Raw genomic sequence first — 17,896 nt, forward strand, 5'->3', positions numbered from 1 at the left:
GTCGGTGGGGTCTGCTTGACTGGAGTCCGGTCAGCAGAGACCGGCCAGTCGGAGCAGCAGGGACTTCACGTCGGTGGCCGCGACGCGGCCGCCGACAGCGCGGGGGGTGGAGCACAGGATGAGCGGACCTTCGTCGTCGCTCGCGGGAAGGCGGCCATGGCTGCCGCGAAGAGGTGAGGGGTCGAGGGGCACGACCGCGAGCCGGTAGCGCATGCCGAGCTTCTTGCGCGCGATCGCCTTCGCCGCTCGGATCCGTACGTACGGGTCGAACGGGTCCATGAACAGCTCGGCGGGGTCGTAGCCGGGTTTGCGGTGGATCTCGACGAGCGGGGCGAAGTCGGGTGCCTTGGTGTCGTCGAGCCAGTAGTAGTAGGTGAACCACGCGTCGGGTTCGGCGAGCGCGACGAACTCACCGGAGCGGGGGTGGTCGAGACCGTGCTCCTTCTTGCCGGCGTCGTCGAGGAGCCGCTCGACGCCCGGCAGAGCGGCGAGGGCTTCGCGGGTGGCGGCCATCTCGCCGGGGTCCTCGGGGCGGCGGACGTACACATGGGCCAGCTGGTGGTCGGCGACGGCGAACGCGCGGGAGGCCATCGGGTCCAGGTACTCCATGCCGTCCTGGGTGTGCACCTCCAGGAGGCCGGCGCGGCGCAGGGCCCGGTTGATGTCGACGGGCCGGCTCACCCGGGTGATGCCGTACTCGGAGAGGGCGACGACCGTACGCCCCTCGGCCCGGGCCTCGTCGAGGAGTGGTGCGAGTGCGGCGTCGAGTTCGGCGGCGGCGCGGAAGGACCGGGGGTCGTCGGGACCGTGGCGCTGGAGGTCGTAGTCGAGGTGGGGGACGTAGCACAGCGCCAGGTCGGGGTGGCGGGTGCGCAGGATGTGACGGGTGGCGTCGATGATCCACCGGCTGGAGACCAGGTCGGCGCCGGGCCCCCAGAAGTGGAAGAGGGGGAAGGTGCCCAACTCCGCGGTGAGTTCGTCGTGGAGCGCCGGCGGCCGGGTGTAGCAGTCGGGCTCCTTGCGGCCGTCGGCGTAGTAGACGGGGCGGGGGGTGACGGTGATGTCGGTGTCGGCGCCCATGGCGTACCACCAGCAGATGTTGGCGACGGTGTAGCCGGGGTGGGCGCGCCGGGCGGCGTCCCAGAGTTTGTCGCCCGCGACCAGGCCGTTGTGCTGGCGCCACAGGAGGACGTCGCCGAGTTCGCGGAAGTACCAGCCGTTGGCGACGATGCCGTGTTCGGAAGGAAGGGTTCCGGTGAGGAAGGTGGACTGGGCGGTGCAGGTGACGGCCGGCAGAACGGTGGAGAGGGCGGCCTGGGAGCCGTCGCTCCCGAGAGCCTTGAGCCGGGGCATGTGGGCGAGGAGGCGGGGGGTGAGGCCCACGACGTCGAGGACCAGAAGGGGGGTGGGGCGGGCGTCGCCCGACGGGGTGGTCATGGGAGTTCCTTGAGGCCGAGGTCGGTGAGGAGGTCGCGGGCGAGCGCGAGTTCGGCGGCGATGCCGTCGGCGAGACGGGCGCGGGTGCGGGGGCGCTCCGCGGCCGGGAGGGCCTGCCAGGTGTAGGTCTCGACCTCCAGGTGGTGGGTGCGCGGGTGGGGGCCGCCGACGAGGAGGGCCAGGGTGTCCTGGAGCACGGAGAGGGTGGAGGTGAGCGGCGGGGCGGGCGGTGCGTGGAGGGGGACGTGGAAGTGGGAACGCCAGGGGGCGGTCTCGGGGAGCGAGCGGCCGGCAAGGGCCTCGGGCAGGTCGTCGGTTCCGCGGAGTCCCGCGGGGGTGTCGGCGCGGGTCTGGTGGAGGAAGCGGGGTTCGGCGAAGGCGGCGAGCGCGGCGCGGACGTCGGGGAGATGCGGGTCCTCGGCGTGGAGCGCGGCGGAGAGCTGGGCCTTGACGACGGGGATGCCGGCGGCGGCGAGGGCGTCCAGGGCGGTACGCGGCTCCTCGAAGGAGGTGGCGAGGTGGCAGGTGTCGACGCAGACGCCGATGCGGGGGTTCGAGACGGCGGTGAGGGGGGTGATCGCGTCGGCGGTGGTCTCGACGACACAGCCGGGTTCGGGTTCGAGGCCGATCCGGACGCTCTTGCCGGTGAGCTCCTGGAGGGCGTCGAGCCGGTGGGCGAGCGTGGTGAGGGCGGTGTGGGCGGTGTCGGCGGCGCGGGAGTCGAAGGGAGTGCGCCAGGCGATCGGCAGGGTGGAGACGGAGCCGTCGGTGATGTCGTCGGGGAGGAGCGAGGCGAGGAGCCGGGCCAGCTCGGTGGTGTGGGCGAGGCGTTCGGGGCGGGTCCAGTCGGGCTGGTAGACCCGGTACTTCACCTCTTCGGCGCCGAAACCCTCGTAGGGGAAGCCGTTGAGGGTGACGACTTCGAGGCCGCGGCGGTCGATCTCGGCGCGCAGGGCGCGGAGCGAGGCCGGATCGGTGGTGAGGGAGCGGGCGGCGTCACGGGCGAGCCAGAGGCCGATGCCGAGGCGGTCGCGGCCGAGGCGTCGGCGGACGGGTTCGCAGTGGTCGCGGAGTTGTGCGAGGACGCCGTCGAGGGTCTCGGCGGGGTGGACGTTGGTGCAGTAGGCGAGGTGGACGGTGGACCCGTCGGGGTGGCGGAAGCGCATCGCGTGCCCGCCTCATTCCCCGCCGCGGAGGACGGAGTTGCCCTCGTGGAGGGCGGGGACGGAGGGGAGGCCGAGCCGGAGGCGGCCGCTGAGGCCGTAGAAGGCGACGGGGTTGCGCCACAGGACCCGGTCCACGTCGTCGTCGGAGAAGCCGGCGGCGAGCATCGCGTCCCCGACCTTGCGGGTCTTGAGGGGGTCGCTCTTGCCCCAGTCCGCGGCCGAGTTCACCAGGACGCGGTCGAGTCCGTGGTCCTTGAGCACCGCGACCATGCGGTCCTCGTCCATCTTGGTGTCCGGGTAGATGGAGAAGCCGAGCCACGCCCCGCTGTCGGCGGCCTCCTTGACGGTGGTCTCGTTGAGGTGGTCGAGGAGGACCCGGTCGGGTGCGAGAGCGGACTCGCGGACCACGTCGAGGGTGCGGCGCAGCCCGGCGAGCTTGTCGCGGTGCGGGGTGTGGACGAGGGCGGGGAGGCCGTGGTCGGCCGCGAGCTGGAGCTGCGACGCGAGGGCGGTGTCCTCGGCGGGGGTCATGGAGTCGTAGCCGATCTCGCCGACGGCGACGACGTTGTCCTTGACGAGGTAGCGGGGCAGGGCGTCGAGGACGGGGGTGCAGCGGGGGTCGTTGGCCTCCTTGGGGTTGAGGGCGAGGGTGCAGTGGTGGGCGATGCCGTGCTGGGCGGCCCGGAAGGGCTCCCAGCCGAGGAGGGAGTCGAAGTAGTCGAAGAAGGAGTCCGGCGAGGTGCGGGGCTGTCCCAGCCAGAAGGAGGGTTCGACGAGGGCGCGGACTCCTGCCTCGTACATGGCCTTGTAGTCGTCCGTGGTGCGCGAGGACATGTGGATGTGGGGGTCGAAGATGCGCATCAGGACGTCTCCGTGGGGGCGGTGAGGGCGAGGACGCGGTGGAGGTCTTCGGGGACGGGGCGGCCGGCGGCGGAGCGTTCGGCGGCATAGTCGGTGAGCATCCGGGCGAGTTCGCCGTCGCCGCGGGCCCGGTGGGCGAGGCCGGCGACGGCGTCGAGGGGGACGCCGGTGAAGAGGCACTTCAGGACGCCGTGGCGCCAGACGTGGGGAGGCAGATGGGCGGCCGCGTAGGGGCCGAGGGCCGCGGAGACGAGGGTGGTGTCGTGGCTGCGCAGGGCGTCCTCGACGAGGGGGACGGTCTCGGGGCCGGTGACGAGGGAGGGGAGGGCGAGGAGGACGGCGCGGCGCTCGGGGGCGGCGCCGTGCCGGTAGAGACGGGTGAGGGTGTCGGGGTCGGCGCGGGCCTCGCGGAGGAGGAGGGTGCGGACGGAGTCGGCGTGGTCGGGGCCGCAGTACCGGCCGGCGGAGGCGAAGCGCAGCTCCCAGGCGGGGGTGCGGGCGGCCGCTTCGGCGAGGGCCTGGTCGAGCCAGTCGCGGGCGGAGTCGGTCAGCATGCCGTGGCCTTCCCGGGGACGCGTCGGTCGCGGAGGAAGGACAGGGAGGCGCGGGCGAGGTCGGGGCCCGCGTGGGAGTGGCGGGGCAGTTCGACGACGGTGAGACCGGTGTATCCGGCGGCGGTGACGTCGGCGAGAGCGGCGAGGACGGGCGGGAAGTCGATCTCGCCTTCGCCGAAGGGGAGGTGTTCGTGGACGCCCCGGCGCATGTCCTCGATCTGGACGTGGTGCAGCCAGGGCGCGGCTGCGCGGACGCAGTCGGCCGGGGAGGCGGCCTCCAGACACTGGCAGTGCCCGATGTCGAGGGTGAGCCCGAGCAGCGCCGGGTCCGGGTCGCCGAGGAGACGGCGCAGTCGGTGGAAGTCGTCCAGTGTGGCGAGGAGATGACCGGGTTCGGGTTCGACGGCGAGGGGGACGCGGGCGGCGGCCGCCGCGTCGAGGACCGGGCCGAGAGCTTCGACGAGGTGCTTCCAGGCGGGCTCGGGGGACGCCGGTTCGGGGGCGACGCCACTGAAGCAGTGGACGGCGTGGGCGCCGAGGTCCTCGGCGACGCGCACGGCGCGGACGAGCAGTCGGGTCCGTGCGGCGCGGGCGTCGGGGTCCGGGTCGAGCAGGGACGGGCCGTGCTTGCGACGGGGGTCGAGGACGTAGCGGGCGCCGGTCTCGACGGTGACGCCGAGGCCGAGGGCGTCGAGCCGCCGGGCGACCTGCGCCGTGCGGGCGGAGAGGTCGGGGGCGAGGGGGTCGAGGTGCATGTGGTCGAGGGTCAGGCCGACCCCGTCGTAGCCGAGGTCGGCCAGGAGGACAAGGGCGTCGTCGAGCCGGAGGTCTGTCAGGCCGTTGGTGCCGTAGCCGATGCGGAGAGCGGGGGCCGCGGGCGGCGGGGTGGGCGCCTCGGGGCTGCGGGGGGCCGGGTTCATGTGGGGCTCACCTTCCGTGCGAGGCGCCGGGCGAGCGGGACGAGCGTCGAGAGGGCGAGGCCCGTGACGGGGGAACCGGAACGGGCGGCGAGAGCGGCCTGGAGCGGGATCAGGGCACGGATACCGGCGCCCACGGAGCGCTGCGTGAGCTGCGGGGAGGGGTTGAGCGCCGCGTGCAGGAGAGGCGTGACGGGCGTGCGGGCGTAGGCGAGGGCGAGGGCGCCGCAGACGACCCGGGGGAGGAACTCGGGCCACCCCGACGCCCGACCGCCCGCCACGGGCGTGCCCGGTGCGACCGGCTGCCGGAAGGGGCCTCGTGCGGGCGACTTGCGGGTGACGCCGGGGGCGGGTGGTTTCCGGGGTGCGCCGGATATGGACGCCTTGCGGGGGGCGCCGGGTGCCGCCGATTGCCCCAGGGCGCCGGGCGCGGGGCGGGGTGCGGTGGCGCCACGCGCGACGAGGCCGGAGGTCGCCGCGGCCACGGCCAGGGTGGTGGCCAGGGCGAGTAAGGGAGCCCGGGTGGAGCCGCCTTGGGCTTCGTGGCGGGAGACGGCGGTGACGGCGTAGGTGTGGGTGGCCAGCAGGGCGGCGGCGGGGAGGGGGCGGGGGGAGGGAGGGGACCCCGTGGCGGTGGCGCCGAGCAGGAGGTCAAGGGCCCGGGCCGCCGCCATCGCCGCCGGCCCCGCCGGCGTGTGCTTGAGGCGGAGGTCGTAGGCCCAGACCGTGCCCGCGAGGGCGGTGGCGATCACGAGGGCCGGGCGGCCGGCGCGGGCGGCGAGGCCGAGGCCCGCCGCCGTCAGGGCGGCGGACGCCCCGAGCGCCGCCCCGGGGCTGATGCGGCCGGAGGGGAGAGGGCGGTGGGGGCGGTCGATGGCGTCCTCATCGCGGTCGGCCCAGTCGTTGAGCGCCATCCCGGCCTCGTAGAGGCAGAGGGAGGAGCCGATGGCCAGAAGGGTGGCGCGATTCGGGCGCACCCCCGCGGCGGCGGCTCCCACCAGGGCGTCGCCGGGCACCGTGAAGAGCGCGGAGACCCGGAGCAGTTCCGCCCACGCGGTCCCCCGCCTCCCGGGTCCGGGTCCGAGTCCGGGTCCGGCTCCGGGTCCGGGTCCGGTCACTCCGCCCTGAGCTGCCGCTCCCGCCCCGGCCCCTGCGGCCCCGACTGCGGCCGTCCCGGCCGTCCCGAGCGTCCCGGCCGCCTCTCCCCCGGCCCGTACCCGCCTGGCCGCCGGCTGCTGCGGTCCGGGCGGGCCGGCCGTCTCCCCTCCGGCTCCTCCCCTCCCAGCCGTCCCTCCGTGCGGTCCGGGCGTCCCTCCGTGCGGTCCGGGCGTCCCCCCGAGCGGTCCGGACGTCCCCCCGAGCGGTCCGGGCGTCTGCCCGTGTGCCCCGGCCGCCTGCGGTCCTGCTCCTCCGGGCGTCCCCGGCGCCGTCGGTGTCTCCGCGTCGCTCATCGGGATCCCCCCAGCCGGGCGCCGAACGCGATCAGGCGGGCGTACTGGTCGGACAGGGCCGCCGGGGGTGTGCCCTCGGGGTCCTTGAAGTAGAAGGCGAGGTCGTGCAGGGGGCCCGAGAGGCCGGTTTCGTGGGCGCGGGCGGTCAGCCGGGCGAGGTCCAGGACGAGGGGGGCGGCGAGGGCCGAGTCGCAGCCCTGCCAGGTGGTCTGGAGGGTCATGCGGGAGCCGAGGAAGCCGTCGAAGGCGATGTGGTCCCAGGCGGTCTTCCACTCCCCCAGGGCGGGGACGTCGTCGATGTGCACCTCGCCCTCCACCCCGGGTCCGAGGACGTCGGCGAGGACGCGTTCCTTGCCCGCGTTCTTCGCCGCCGCGGCGGCGGGGTCGGCGAGGGCGGCTCCGTCTCCGCCGCCCAGCAGGTTGGTGCCGGACCACGCCCGTACGTCGAGGGCGCGTTGGAGGAACATCGGGGCGAGGACGGAGCGCAGGAGGGTCTGGCCGGTCTTGCCGTCCCGGCCCGCGTGCGGCAGGCCGCTCGCCGCCGCGGCCGTGGCGAGGGCGGGGTGCCGCAGTCCGGTGGAGGGGGTGAAGTTGACGTACGGGCAGCCGGCCCGGAGGGCGGCCGACGCGTAGAGGGAGCTGGGAGGGAGCCCGGGGCCCACCGGCGCCGGCTCGGTCGAGGCGACGTTCAGGACGACGACCCTGGCCAGGTCCCGCCGCCGCCGGAAGTCGTCCAGGTCCGCGGTGAAGGCGGAGACGAGTTCCTCCTCGGTCCGGGTGTCCCCCGGCCGTGGTCCTCCGGGGCGGATCTCCGCGTCGGCGGCGACGAGTTCGGCGGCGACGGCGACGGCGAGGCCGTGCGGGAGCACGCCCGCCGCGGTCAGCGCCTCGGCCCGCTTGGGCAGGGGGCATTCCGCCGTGTCGTGGCCGCCGAAGACGAGGGCGGTGAGTGGGGGGAGGCCGGCGTGGGCGACGGCGTCGGTCTCGGTCACCATGCCGGTCGGCGGGTGGAGGCCCGCCGTCGTGGCGGCCCAGCCGGCCACCACCGTGGTGGCGACGCTGCCTCTCGCCCCGACGAGCCAGACTCCCGTTCGTGTTCCGGTGGTCACGTCCTGCCTCCCTGGGCTGTGGTGGAGACGGCGGGCGGGGGGTACGGCGCCTCCCCGCCCGCCGCCGGCTGCGCGGGAGCTCCCGGGGTCCGCGGGCGGCCCGGGACCGGCTCCAAGTCAGGTCCGGGTACGGGCTCGGGCCCGGGTCCCAGTCCGGGCCCGGCTCCGGCTCCGGCTCCGGCTCCGGCTCCGGCTCCAAATCAGAGTCCGGGTCCCAGTCCGGGCCCGGGTCCCGGTTCGAACCCGGGTCACAGTCCGGGCCCGGAGTTCAGGCCCCGAGCGTGGCGGCGCCCGGTCGGCCGAAGGGCGGGGCGGCACGTTCGGGACGCTCCCTACGGGGTGAGGTCCTTCAGCCGGACCGGGCGGAAGGACACCTACGCGCGCACGCTCGATCGTTACGTCATGTACACATCATCGACCGTAGCCGGGTTCGTCCACCGCGGAAAGCCCTTGTGCGCCACCGCGACCGAACTTCTCCCCGCGAGAGGACAAAGCCTCCTGAGGGCAGGCCGGACCGGCCCGGTGGCGTGGGCGCGCCACCCGGCCGCGGCCCGCGCGGGCCGGCCGACGAGAGGTGCCGGCTTCTAGGGCGTGTTTCGAGAGTCCCGCCTGCCCCGCGACGCCTGGCACGCACGCTCGCCGCGTTGTCGGGATCGTCCACGTACGTCCGGTACGAGGGCGACCCTCCGCCTTGCGATCGCACGCACCGGACGCCGCGGGGCCCGCCCTTCGGGCGGACGGCGCCACTTTCGAAACACGCCCTAGCGGTCGCCCCCGAAGGCCGCGTCGAAGGAGGCCGACGGGGGATCGAAGTCGTACCTCCGGAGGATGGAGAGCGCTTCGGGCGCGCCGGTCAGCCGGTCCATGCCGGCGTCCTCCCACTCCACCGAGATCGGACCGGCGTAGCCGATCGAGCGGAGCATGCGGAAGACGTCCTCCCACGGGACGTCGCCGTGTCCGGCCGAGACGAAGTCCCAGCCGCGCCGCGGGTCGCCCCAGGGCAGGTGCGAGCCGAGCCGGCCGTTGCGGCCGTCGAGCCGGCGCCGGGCCTCCTTGCAGTCCACGTGGTAGATCCGGTCGCGGAAGTCCCAGAGGAAGCCGACCGGATCCAGGTCCTGCCAGACGAAGTGACTCGGATCGAAGTTGAGCCCGAACGCCGGACGGTGGCCGACCGCCTCCAGCGCGCGCTGGGTGGTCCAGTAGTCGTACGCGATCTCGCTGGGATGGACCTCGTGGGCGAAGCGGACGCCCTCGGCGTCGAAGACGTCGAGGATGGGGTTCCAGCGTTCGGCGAAGTCCTCGAAGCCGCGCTCGATCATCCGCTCCGGGACAGGGGGGAACATCGCCACCAGATGCCAGATCGACGATCCCGTGAAGCCGACCACGGTGTCGACGCCCAGGGCCGCGGCGGCCCGTGCGGTGTCCGCCAGCTCGCGTGCCGCCCGCTGCCGCACGCCCTCGGGTTCACCGTCCCCCCAGATCCGGGCGGGGACGATCGCCTGGTGCCGTTCGTCGATCGGATGGTCGCAGACGGCCTGCCCCACCAGGTGGTTCGAGACGGCCCAGCACTGCAGCCCGTACTTTTCGAGCAGGGCGTGCCGGCCGGCGACGTACGACGGGTCGGCGAGCGCCTTGTCGACCTCGAAGTGGTCGCCCCAGCAGGCCAGTTCGAGGCCGTCGTAGCCGAAGTCGCGGGCGAGCCGGCAGACCTCCTCCAGGGGCAGGTCGGCCCACTGGCCGGTGAAGAGGGTGAAGGGACGTGGCACGGCGCTGCCTCCATTACTCCTGTACGGCGGTGTAGACGGCGTTCTTCTGGGCGCTCTCCTCCACGGCGGCCAGGACCCGCTGGACCTGGAGCCCGTCGGCGAAGGACGGGGCCGGAGGGGTGCCGGACGCGATGGCGAGGACGAGGTCGCGGGCCTGGTGGACGAAGGTGTGCTCGTAGCCGAGCGCGTGGCCCGGCGGCCACCAGCCCTCCAGGTAGGGGTGTTCCGGCTCGGTCACCAGGATGCGGCGGAACCCGGCGGTGTCGGCCGGTTCGGTGTGGTCGTGGAAGGACAGCTCGTTGAGCCGCTCCAGGTCGAAGGCGAGGGACCCCCTCTCCCCGTTGATCTCCAGACGCAGGGCGTTCTTGCGGCCCGCGGCCATCCGGGTCGCCTCGAAGGAGGCGAGCGCCCCGGACGCGAGCCGTCCGGTGAACACGGCCGCGTCGTCCACCGTCACCGCGCCGTACGCCCCGCCCGCGGCGGCCCCGGAGAGCCCCGCCGACACCCCGGCGAGCAGTGGCCGTTCGCGGACGAAGGTCTCGGTGAGCGCGGAGACCCCGACCAGCGGTTCCCCGGCGAGGTACTGCGCGAGGTCGACGGCGTGGGCCCCGAGGTCGCCCAGCGCCCCCGACCCGGCGTGCTCGCGCTCCAGGCGCCAGGTCAGCGGGAAGCCCCGGTCGACCAGCCAGTCCTGAAGATAGGTGACGCGCACGTGCCGCAGGTCACCGAGCCTGCCGTCCGCGATCAGCCGCCGGGCGTACGACAGGGCCGGAACCCGGCGGTAGTTGAAGCCGACCATGGCGATCTGGCCGCGGGCGGCCGCCGCCTCGGCGGCCGCGACCATGGCCTCGGCCTCGGCGACCGAGTTGGCGAGCGGCTTCTCGCACAGGACGTGCTTGCCCGCCTCCAGGGCGGCGATGGCGATCTCCGCATGGCTGTCGCCCGGCGTGCAGACGTCCACGAGCCGGACGTCGTCGCGGGCGACGAGAGCACGCCAGTCGGTCTCGGCCGCCGCCCAGCCGTGCCGGTGGGCTGCCGACCGGACGGCGGCCGCGTCACGCCCGGCGACGGCGGCGAGGACGGGGCGCAGCGGCAGGTCGAAGACGTGGCCTGCGGTGCGCCAGCCCTGTGAGTGGGCGGCTCCCATGAAGGAGTATCCGACCATTCCGACGCCGAGCGTCGGCGGTGCGGCCCCGCTCTCCCTCTGTTCCATACGGTTCCTCCGTTTCGTGGTGCGGCAGGGTTCTGCTCCCCGCGGCGGTCGTCCGCCGGGGCAGGGCCGGTCAGTTGAAGCCGGTGGGCAGGTACTCGTCGACGTTCTCCTTGGTGACGACGGCCGAGTAGAGGGTGATGGAGGCGGGGATCTCCAGCTCCGACATCCCTCCGACGCCCTTCTTCTGGCCGAGCGCGCGGGCCAGGTCGATGGCGGAGGCGGCCATGGTCGGCGGGTAGAGCACCGTCGCCTTCAGCACGCCGTCGTCGGCCTTGATGGCGTCCATGGCGGCCTTGGCCCCGGCGCCGCCGACCATGAGGAAGTCCTTGCGGCCGGCCTGGGCGATGGCGCGCAGCGCGCCCACGCCCTGGTCGTCGTCGTGGTTCCAGAGGGCGTCGAAGGAGCTCTGCGCCTGGAGCAGCTGGGCCATCTTCGCCTGGCCGGACTCGACGGTGAAGTCGGCGGCCTGGCGGGCCACCTTGCGGATGTTGGGGTAGTTCTTCAGGGCGTCGTCGAAGCCCTGGGTGCGCTGCTTGGTCAGTTCCAGGCTGTCCATGCCGGCCAGCTCGACGACGGTGGCGTTCGGCTTGTCCTTGAGCTTCTCGCCGATGTACCGGCCGGCGTTGAGGCCCATGCCGTAGTTGTCGCCGCCGATCCAGCAGCGGTACGCCTGCGGGGAGGCGAAGATCCGGTCCAGGTTGATGACGGGGATGCCGGCCTTCATGGCCTGGAGACCGACCTGGGTGAGCGCCTTGCCGTCGGCGGGCAGGATGACCAGGACGTCGACCTTCTTGTTGATCAGGGTCTGGATCTGGCCGATCTGGGCGGCGGTGTCGTTGGACCCCTCGGTGATCTCCAGAGTGACGTCGCTGTACGTCTTCGCGCGGTTCTTGGCGTTCTCGTTGATGGCGTTGAGCCAGCCGTGGTCGGCCTGGGGGCCGGCGAAGCCGATGGTGACGGGGGTGCCGGGCTTGTCGTCGGCGGCCGGGGAGTTGCTCGCGGCCGGTGCCTGGTTCTTGGGCTCGTTGCTGGTGCAGGCGGTGAGCAGCGCGCCGGCGGAGACGGCGGCGGTGCCGAACAGCAGTCCTCTACGGCTGGTTTCTGGCATGGCGATGGATCCCTTCGACGGGGGAGGGGCGGTACACGGTGTGCTGGGGCTGGGGGTGGAGCGTCGGGCGTACGGGTGTGGGGCGCGGGCGTACGGGCGTACGGGAGCGGGCTTCGGGGATCAGGTGTCGCCGTGGCGCAGCGTGCGTCGCTGGACCAGGACGGCGGCGACGATGATCGCGCCCTTGGCGATCTGCTGGACGTCGCTCTGGAGGTTGTTGAGCGCGAAGATGTTGGTGATCGTGGTGAAGATCAGGACGCCGAGGACGGAGCCGACGATGGTGCCGCGGCCGCCGGTGAGGAGCGTGCCGCCGATGATCGCGGCGGCGATGGCGTCCAGTTCGTAGAGGTTGCCGTTGGTGTTCTGGCCGGAGCCGGACAGGATGATCAGCAGGAATGCGGCGATGCCGCAGCACAGCCCGGACAGCAGGTAGAGGTACAGGCGCTGGCGGCGTACGTCGATGCCGGCGAGCCGGGCGGCCTCGGCGTTGCCTCCGACGGCCACCGTGCGGCGTCCGAAGGTGGTGCGGTTGAGGATCAGCCAGCCCGCGACGGTGACGGCGGCGAAGACGAGGACCAGCGGCGGTATGCCGAGGACGTAGGAGTCGGGGATGCCGAGGTCGAGGACGGAGTCGACGGTGACGATCTGCGTGCGGCCGTCGGTGATCTGCAGGGCGAGTCCGCGGGCGGAGGCGAACATGGCCAGGGTGGCGATGAACGGCACCATCCCGCCGTAGGCGACGAGCAGACCGTTCACCAGGCCGCAGGCGACGCCGACGACGACGGCCGTGAAGAGGATGCCGGCGAAACCGTACTCCTGGGTGGCGACCGTCGTCGCCCAGACGGAGGCGAGGGCGACGATGGCGCCGACGGAGAGGTCGATGCCGCCGCTGGTGATGACGAAGGTCATGCCGACCGTGACGACACCGATGACGGACGCCTGGGTGAGGACCAGTTGGAGGTTGGAGGTGGCGAGGAACTCGGCGGGCTTGGTGAAGCCGCCGACCGCGATCAGGACGGCGAGGACGCCGAGCAGGGAGAGGTTGCGGACGTCGGCCCGCAGGCCGAGCGGGCGCCGGCCGCCCTCCTGTGCGGGCGCGGGCGTCTTGGCGGTGGACAGCGTCATGCCGTCGGGCTCCCTTCCATCACGAGGTCGAGTACGCGGTGTTCGTCGAGGTCACGGGCGGGCGCGGTGTGGACGACCTGACCCTCGCGGAGGACCAGGACCCGGTCGGCGAGGCCGAGGACCTCGGGCACCTCGCTCGACACCAGGAGGACGGCGAGGCCGTCGTCGGCGAGCCGGCGGATGACGGCGTACAGCTCGGCGCGGGCTCCGACGTCCACGCCGCGGGTCGGTTCGTCGAGCAGCAGGACCCGGCAGCCGCGCAGCAGCCACCGCGCGAGGACGGCCTTCTGCTGGTTGCCGCCGGAGAGGGTGCGGATCGGGGCCTCGGGATGGTCGGGCCTGAGGGAGAGCTCCCGGGTGGCTTCGCGGGCGGCCGCCCGTTCGGCGGCACGGTCGATCCAGCCGGCGCGGGAGAAGCGGGCGAGGGAGGAGACCGAGACGTTGCGGGTGACGGACTCCAGCATCAGCAGGCCCTGTGCCTTGCGTTCCTCCGGGGCGAGGCCAAGCCCGGCACGCACGGCGTCGCGGACGCTGCCCGGGCGCAGGGGGCGGCCGTCGACGAGGACCCGGCCGGCGGTGGGCCGGCGCGCGCCGTAGATCGTCTCCAGGATCTCGGAGCGGCCCGAGCCGACGAGTCCGGCCAGGCCGACGATCTCGCCCGGCCGCAGGTCGAGGTCGACGGGCGCGAACTCGCCCGTCCGGGCGAGCCCCCGGACCTCGAGGACGGGTCCGGCGGCAGGGGGCCGTGTCGGGCGTGCGGGAAAGACGTACTCGACGTTCCGGCCGGTCATCAGCGCCACGACGTCCCGGGTGGGGGTGGACGCGGCGGGCAGGCCGCCGGCCACGGCGCGGCCGTCCTTGAGGACGGTGACGCGGTCGCCGATGCGGCGGATCTCCTCCAGACGGTGGGAGATGTAGACGACGGCGACGCCTGCGGCGGTGAGGTCGGCGACGATACGGAAGAGGTTGTCGACCTCGTCGGGGTCCAGGGCGGCCGAGGGCTCGTCCATCACGATGAGCCGGACGTCGTGGGAGAGCGCGCGGGCCATGGAGACGATCTGCCGTTGGGCGGCGGAGAGTTCGCCGACGAGCCGGGCCGGGTCGATCTCCGGGTGGCCGAGCCGCCCCAGCAGGGTGGCGGCGGCGGTGCGGGCGTCGCGGACGCGGACGACGAAGCCGGCGGTGGTGGGTTCGTGGCCGAGATGGACGTTCTCGGCGACGGACAGCCCTTCGACCAGGTCGAGTTCCTGGTAGATGGTGGCGATGCCCAGGCGCATGGCGGCCGTCGGGGACTTCAGCTGGACGGGCTCGCCGCACCACGTGATGACTCCGCCGTCGGGCTGATGGGCGCCGGCGAGGACTTTGATGAGGGTGGACTTGCCCGCCCCGTTCTGGCCGAGGAGGCAGTGGACCTCTCCGGCGGCGACCTCCAGGTCGACGCCGTCGAGGGCGCGGACGCCGGGGAAGGACTTGGTGATGCCGGACATGGTGAGCAGGGGCGGTTGTTCTGGTGCCATGACGAAGTTCCCCTCGGCGGGTGCGGCCGTAAGTGGCGGGGCGGGACCAGGGCGGGTGGGACGGGACCGGGACAGGACGAACGGGGCGAAAAGGACGGGAGAAGGTGCGGGTGGGGACAGGGCGGAGCGAGCGGCGCGGGGAACGGGGCGAGAAGGAGCGGGAGGGACGGAACGGGTGCGGGCCGGGTCCGGGCCTTCCGTGCTCGGCGGAGCCGGTGGGAGCCGGAGAGGCCCGGTCGGGCGGTGGAGCCGGGTCCAGCCGATCGGGGCGGTGGAGCCCGGTCGAGCCGGTTGGAGGGTGGAAACCGGTCGAGCCGGTGGAAGCGGTGGAGCCGGGTCGAGCCGGTTGAAGCGGTGGAGCGTCCGTGGCCGCCCGGTCCCCCGGGCGGACGCGGTGCCCCGGCGGGGCCGTGCGGCTACGCCGGGGAGAAGAGGTGGTCGCTGATGAGACGGGCCGCGCCGATCACTCCGGCCACGGGACCCAACTCGCCGAGCACGATGGGGAGATTGCCGGTGGCCAGGGGCAGGGACTGCCGGTAGACCTGGGTGCGGACACTGGCGAGGAGGGTGTGACCGAGGCCGGTGACCCCGCCGCCGATCACCACCAGACCGGGATTGAAGAAGCTGACGAGTCCGGCGATGACCTGCCCGACCCGGTTGCCGCCCTCACGGATGAGGTCGAGCGCGGCGGGGTCCCCCGCGGCGGCGGCCGCGGCGACGTCGACGGCGGTGAGCCGGCCCGCGGTCTCGAGACGGCCGGCGAGTTCCGCCGACCGGCCCGTCCGCGCCGCCTCCTCCGCGTCGCGGGCCAGGGCCGCGCCGCTGAAGTGGGCCTCCAGACAGCCTCTGTTGCCGCAGGCGCACGGGCGGCCGTCCGGTTCGACCTGGATGTGCCCGATGTCGCCGGCGCTGCCCGTCGTACCGCGGTAGACCTGGCCGCCGACGACGATGCCGCAGCCGATGCCCGTACCGATCTTGACGCAGAGGAAGTCGCCGACCGACCGGGCGACGCCCGCGTGCTGCTCCCCCATGGCCATCAGGTTCACGTCGTTGTCGACCATGACGGGACAGCCGAGGTCCTGGCTGAGCGCCTCCCGGACGGGGAAGCCGTCCCAGCCGGGCATGATCGGCGGCGCGACCGGGATGCCTTCGGGGAAGCGGACGGGGCCCGGGACGCCGATGCCGGCGCCGTCGAAGCCCTCGGCGATCCCCGAGGCCCGGAGCTTGGCCGCCATCGCCAGGGCCTGCTCGAAGACGGCGACGGGACCGTCGCGGACGTCCATCGGATGATTGAGGTGCCCGAGCACCTCCAGCTCGGCGTTGGTGACGGCCACATCGATGGACGTCGCCCCGATGTCGATACCGAGGAAGCGGAGTTCGGGAGCGAGCCGGATGTTGTGCGAACGGCGCCCCCCGCGCGAGGCGGCGAGTCCGTCGGCGACGACGAGGCCGGTGTCGAGGAGCCGGTCCACCTCGACGGCGAGCTTGGAGCGGGAGAGGTCGACCTGATCCCCCAGCTGGGCACGGGAGTTGGGCCCACCGTCACGCAGCAGCCGGAGCAGTCGCGCCTGGTGCGCGTTGGCAGGTCGTGCCGTCATGCGTCTCACGCGCCCCTCCCCTGTCCGATCCGTCGTGCCGTGCGTCGTGCTTTCGAGGGGAACGTAGCAGCGGCGTCCCGGGGTGGGAAGAACTAATGCAGGAATCCAACGGGACTTCTTCCCGGATGAGGACAAAGACGGGGTACGGGCGGGGGCGCGCGCGACGGTTTCGGGGGCCCCGTCCCCGGCGGCCCGGGAGGCGGGGGCCGTCGCTTCCAGGGTCGGTGGCTGCCGTCCGGAGGGCCGGTGGCTGCCGTCCGAAGGGCCCGCCCCTGCGGTGTCAGGGGCCGTGCCCGCCCTCCGCAGGGGGCGGTGTCCGCAGGGCCGAGGTGCGGCGTCTGCCCTCTGGGAGGACGGGCCCTGCCGCCCGAGGGGACGGCGCCCGCCGTGACGGTGCCCGCCGTACGCGGGGAGGGTCCGGCCGCCCGGGCGGGACGGTCCGGGTCCCGGGTCAGCTCACGGCGACGAGGCGGGCCGAGACCACGACGTTGCCGTCGTATCCTCTTCCCTCCGAGAACTCGCCGCCGCAGGTGATCAGGCGCAGCTCGGGCAGGCCGCTGTTCCGGTAGATCCGCGCGGCCGGGAAGCCCTGCTGGGGGACCGTCTCGACGCCGTACACGGAGAAGACTGCGGTCCTGCCGTCGGCACGGGCGATCTCGATACGGCGCCCGTGCGCGAGGGCGCCGAGGCCGAAGAAGACGGCCCGTCCCTCCGGGGTGTCGACATGGCCGACGAGGACGGCGGTGCCCTGCTCACCGGGGGTGACGGCGCCGGTGTACCAGCCGACGAGGTTCCTCTCGTACGCCGGCGGGGTGTCGATCCAGCCCTCGGCGTCGAGGCCGACGGACGTGACGGGCGCGTCGATGCGGGCGGCGGGGACGCGCAGGCGCTCGGGGCGTGAGGCGGGCAGCGGCGCGGGGGCCTTCGCCGGGGTCACGGCGGCGGCGCGGCCGGGGGCCGCGGCGGCCAGGGGCTGCGGGGGGCCTCCGGCGCGGTACTCCGCCGTGCCGTCCCGTACGAGGTGGATGCCGAGGAGCAGGACGATGACCACGACGCCCCAGGCGCCGCGTCTGCCCGGACCGTTCGATCCCTGCACGACCGCACTTCCCCTGTCGTCCCCGTCGTTCCCGTGGTTCCCGGCGTCCCCGGTGCTTCTGCTGCTCCTGCCGTTCTGGCCGTCCTACCCTGCCCGCCGTCCCGGCGTCCCACCGTCCCCGTACGAGCATCGCGGCTTCGGCGTCCCGCGGCGGCGCCCTCGTGTGTGCGCGAGGTGCCCCTCCGCCGCGGGCCTCGTCATCCCGGGCGGAGGGGCCGTTTCGGGTCCCTCCGTCCCCCGGTTCAGGCGGGGCCGTCGGCGCCGCGCCTGCGGAGCGTCAGCAGGGCGGCACCGCCGAGTGCGCCCGCGATCAGCGCGGTGCCCGCGACCACCTCGGCTGTGTCCAGACGGCCGGAGGCGCCGCCGAGGCCCGCCCGGACACCTTTGTGCGCGGACGTGACGGTGCCGGCGGGGGTGCCGGTGTCGGCGGGGGTGCCGGTGTCGGCGTGGTCGCCCGTCGGGGGAGCCTCCGGGACGTGGCCCCCGGCCGGACGGCTCTCCGTCGGGTGCGTCTGCGGGACCTGCCCGCCGGTCGGGTGGCTCTCCTTCGCGGGGCCGCCGGTGGCGCTGCCGCCGGTCGTCCCGTCGCCCGGGGCGTGGCCGTCCTCCGGGGCGGCGATGGTGAGGGGGGCGGTGCCCCGCTCGCCCTCGCAGTCGAAGGTGACCTCGTATCGCGCGCCCGCCGTGGCCTCGGCGTCCACCGTGGCGGTTCCCGAGCGCCCTTCGTCGAGCGTGACGGTGTCGAAGACTCCGGACTCGGCGGTCACGAAGGGGACCTCGCACCCCTCGGAGGTGAGGGTGACCGTGCCCCCGGGGGCGACCGTCGACGGTGTGACGGCGAAGGCGAAGGAGGTGATGTCGTTCCCGGCGGCGTCGTCGGCGAAGGCCGATGGGGCGCCGAGCGCGGCGGCCGTGCCCATGCCGACGGTGGCGAGCAGAGCGGCGGAAGCGACATGTGTGGCGCGCATGGCGACCTCC

At 74.1% G+C, this 17,896-nt stretch carries 15 protein-coding genes; all 15 read right to left on the minus strand.

Annotation, left to right across the window (positions count from 1 at the left end):
* Positions 1-30 precede the first annotated feature (30 nt).
* Positions 31-1,437, minus strand: a complete 1,407-nt coding sequence (locus tag AB0K65_RS06610) for a nucleotide pyrophosphatase/phosphodiesterase family protein (protein WP_365714623.1) — start codon at positions 1,435-1,437, stop codon at positions 31-33.
* Positions 1,434-2,603: a metabolite traffic protein EboE gene (gene eboE, locus AB0K65_RS06615; RefSeq protein ID WP_365714624.1), complete on the minus strand. Its 1,170-nt coding sequence runs from the start codon at positions 2,601-2,603 to the stop codon at positions 1,434-1,436. The genes AB0K65_RS06610 and eboE overlap by 4 nt, the downstream gene beginning before the upstream one ends.
* A 12-nt stretch (positions 2,604-2,615) precedes the next feature.
* Positions 2,616-3,464, minus strand: coding sequence for a TatD family hydrolase (locus tag AB0K65_RS06620; RefSeq protein ID WP_365714625.1), 849 nt, complete (start codon positions 3,462-3,464; stop codon positions 2,616-2,618).
* Complete coding sequence (locus tag AB0K65_RS06625) at positions 3,464-4,018, minus strand: EboA domain-containing protein (RefSeq protein WP_365714626.1); 555 nt, start codon at positions 4,016-4,018, stop codon at positions 3,464-3,466. The genes AB0K65_RS06620 and AB0K65_RS06625 overlap by 1 nt, the downstream gene beginning before the upstream one ends.
* Positions 4,012-4,938, minus strand: coding sequence for a sugar phosphate isomerase/epimerase family protein (locus tag AB0K65_RS06630; protein ID WP_365714627.1), 927 nt, complete (start codon positions 4,936-4,938; stop codon positions 4,012-4,014). The genes AB0K65_RS06625 and AB0K65_RS06630 overlap by 7 nt, the downstream gene beginning before the upstream one ends.
* A complete protein-coding gene (locus AB0K65_RS06635) occupies positions 4,935-5,978 on the minus strand; it encodes an SCO3242 family prenyltransferase (protein ID WP_365714810.1) in 1,044 nt (347 codons plus the stop codon). The genes AB0K65_RS06630 and AB0K65_RS06635 overlap by 4 nt, the downstream gene beginning before the upstream one ends.
* Before the next feature lie 404 nt (positions 5,979-6,382).
* Positions 6,383-7,495 (minus strand): inositol-3-phosphate synthase, encoded by a 1,113-nt coding sequence (locus AB0K65_RS06640; RefSeq protein WP_365714628.1) that lies wholly within the window; start codon positions 7,493-7,495, stop codon positions 6,383-6,385.
* A gap of 761 nt (positions 7,496-8,256) precedes the next feature.
* A complete protein-coding gene (locus tag AB0K65_RS06645) occupies positions 8,257-9,261 on the minus strand; it encodes a sugar phosphate isomerase/epimerase family protein (RefSeq protein WP_365714629.1) in 1,005 nt (334 codons plus the stop codon).
* 13 nt (positions 9,262-9,274) lie between these two features.
* Positions 9,275-10,474, minus strand: coding sequence for a Gfo/Idh/MocA family oxidoreductase (locus AB0K65_RS06650; protein ID WP_365714630.1), 1,200 nt, complete (start codon positions 10,472-10,474; stop codon positions 9,275-9,277).
* A 70-nt stretch (positions 10,475-10,544) separates the two neighbouring features.
* On the minus strand, positions 10,545-11,582 hold the full coding sequence (locus AB0K65_RS06655; protein ID WP_365714631.1) for a substrate-binding domain-containing protein: 1,038 nt from the start codon (positions 11,580-11,582) through the stop codon (positions 10,545-10,547).
* Between the two features lie 120 nt (positions 11,583-11,702).
* Positions 11,703-12,707: an ABC transporter permease gene (locus tag AB0K65_RS06660; RefSeq protein ID WP_365714632.1), complete on the minus strand. Its 1,005-nt coding sequence runs from the start codon at positions 12,705-12,707 to the stop codon at positions 11,703-11,705.
* A complete protein-coding gene (locus tag AB0K65_RS06665) occupies positions 12,704-14,224 on the minus strand; it encodes a sugar ABC transporter ATP-binding protein (RefSeq protein ID WP_365714633.1) in 1,521 nt (506 codons plus the stop codon). The genes AB0K65_RS06660 and AB0K65_RS06665 overlap by 4 nt, the downstream gene beginning before the upstream one ends.
* Positions 14,225-14,640: 416 nt before the next feature.
* Positions 14,641-15,822, minus strand: coding sequence for an ROK family transcriptional regulator (locus tag AB0K65_RS06670; protein WP_365714634.1), 1,182 nt, complete (start codon positions 15,820-15,822; stop codon positions 14,641-14,643).
* A gap of 451 nt (positions 15,823-16,273) precedes the next feature.
* Entirely contained in the window at positions 16,274-16,918 is a 645-nt protein-coding gene (locus AB0K65_RS06675; RefSeq protein WP_365714635.1) for a class F sortase, read from the minus strand.
* 242 nt (positions 16,919-17,160) lie between these two features.
* Positions 17,161-17,886 carry a hypothetical protein gene (locus AB0K65_RS06680; protein WP_365714636.1) on the minus strand — a complete coding sequence of 242 codons (726 nt, stop codon included), beginning with the start codon at positions 17,884-17,886 and terminating at the stop codon, positions 17,161-17,163.
* Positions 17,887-17,896 lie beyond the last annotated feature (10 nt).

It is taken from the genome of Streptomyces sp. NPDC053755 (assembly GCF_040677675.1).
Classification (GTDB): Bacteria; Actinomycetota; Actinomycetes; order Streptomycetales; family Streptomycetaceae; genus Streptomyces.